The sequence below is a fragment of the Flammeovirga aprica JL-4 genome, from assembly GCF_012844305.1.
Lineage (GTDB): Bacteria > Bacteroidota > Bacteroidia > Cytophagales > Flammeovirgaceae > Flammeovirga > Flammeovirga aprica.
The window spans coordinates 1-1,175 of record NZ_JABANE010000297.1; the positions used below are offsets into that span (position 1 = coordinate 1).

Annotated in this window: 3 protein-coding genes; all 3 read left to right on the forward strand. The window is 30.2% G+C overall.

The annotated features are described in order from the left end of the window. The coding region (locus HHU12_RS33980) for a hypothetical protein (protein WP_205960079.1) at window positions 1-288 on the forward strand (288 nt) is incomplete at its 5' end. Next, window positions 276-545 carry a hypothetical protein gene (locus tag HHU12_RS33985; protein WP_169661158.1) on the forward strand — a complete coding sequence of 90 codons (270 nt, stop codon included), beginning with the start codon at window positions 276-278 and terminating at the stop codon, window positions 543-545. The genes HHU12_RS33980 and HHU12_RS33985, both read left to right, overlap by 13 nt. A 5-nt stretch (window positions 546-550) precedes the next feature. Then, window positions 551-1,048, forward strand: a complete 498-nt coding sequence (locus HHU12_RS33990; protein WP_169661159.1) for a hypothetical protein — start codon at window positions 551-553, stop codon at window positions 1,046-1,048. Window positions 1,049-1,175: the final 127 nt, after the last annotated feature.

A 1,175-nucleotide genomic window follows, 5' to 3' on the forward strand; every position in this document is an offset into this window, starting at 1 on the left:
GTGAAAAGAATACCTGAAAATGTTGATTTTAGGTTAAATTGGTTCAAAAATGTAGGTAAATTTGGGAAAGTAATTGGCAAGAAAGGGGATTATGTGGTGGAAGAAGCTGGAGAGGTTTTCTATAGAACTTTGTCTGAAAAACATTATAAAAGGTTATTAAAGGGTAAAAGAGTACCATCAACGGGTGAGAGCTTCACATCACCAACACAGGCATACTCAGAAAAATATAAGGGTGTGTTAGTGAAATACTATTTAAAAAAGGAACAATTAGTGCTTTGGAGGAAATAGGAGTTTCAGATCAAACAGATCTTGTTACAGCACTTTTTAAGAAAATGCCATCAGTTTCAGATGTACAAAACTGGGGAATAAAACATGCATTCTTTAAACAAGAACCCCTAAAAACTGCAAATGGTAAAATTCCACAAGTAAATATAGCCTTGGGTAGTAGTTCAAACGGAATAGAAGGAAATGCCTTGAAATTATTTAATGACAACATTATAACTATTGAAGAAATAATGACAATTACAAAACCTAAGAAAAAATAAATTATATGATAATTAAAGATAGAAAATTGGTATTAGAATATGCGACACGAAAAATTTCAGAAACTGATTTTATTAGTAAATATCCACATAAATTAGACAATAATTATATGGTTAATTGTTTTAGTAAAGTATTGGAGTCTAAGGATACTAAAGACCTAGAGTATTTATTTATGATGTTAAATTTTATTGAAGAGAAATCCTTGTGTCCTATATTATGTGAATTATTAGTAGAGTGTTGGCATAGTAAGCATGATAATATAGCTACAATTTTACAATTTGATGTTGATTACCCTGAGTGTGTGGACTTTGTTGTGGAAGCGATACATTTAGAGTGTAAATTATGGTATCCGTCTTACAGAGAGTCATTTATTAAAAAATGCACTTACATATTGGCATACTTAGAAACAGAAAAAGCTTTAGAAAAGCTTAAAGAGTTATCTAATTCATCTGATGATTTAATAAAAAAATATGCATTAGATCAAATAAATGAAATAGAAAATTAAGTCATCATTGTTCCCCCAACTGTTCTAAGTGTAATATCCTAAAAAAATACGAGGACGTAAACTCAACGCTGTCCACAGTAACCCTCATTCAGAACACTTTTCTGAATGAGGGTTTATTTTGGTAAAT

What these genes read in the sequence shown, in the direction of transcription:
- HHU12_RS33990 (WP_169661159.1), top strand. Translation starts at nt 551, where the DNA reads ATGATAATTAAAGATAGAAAATTGGTATTAGAATATGCGACACGAAAA.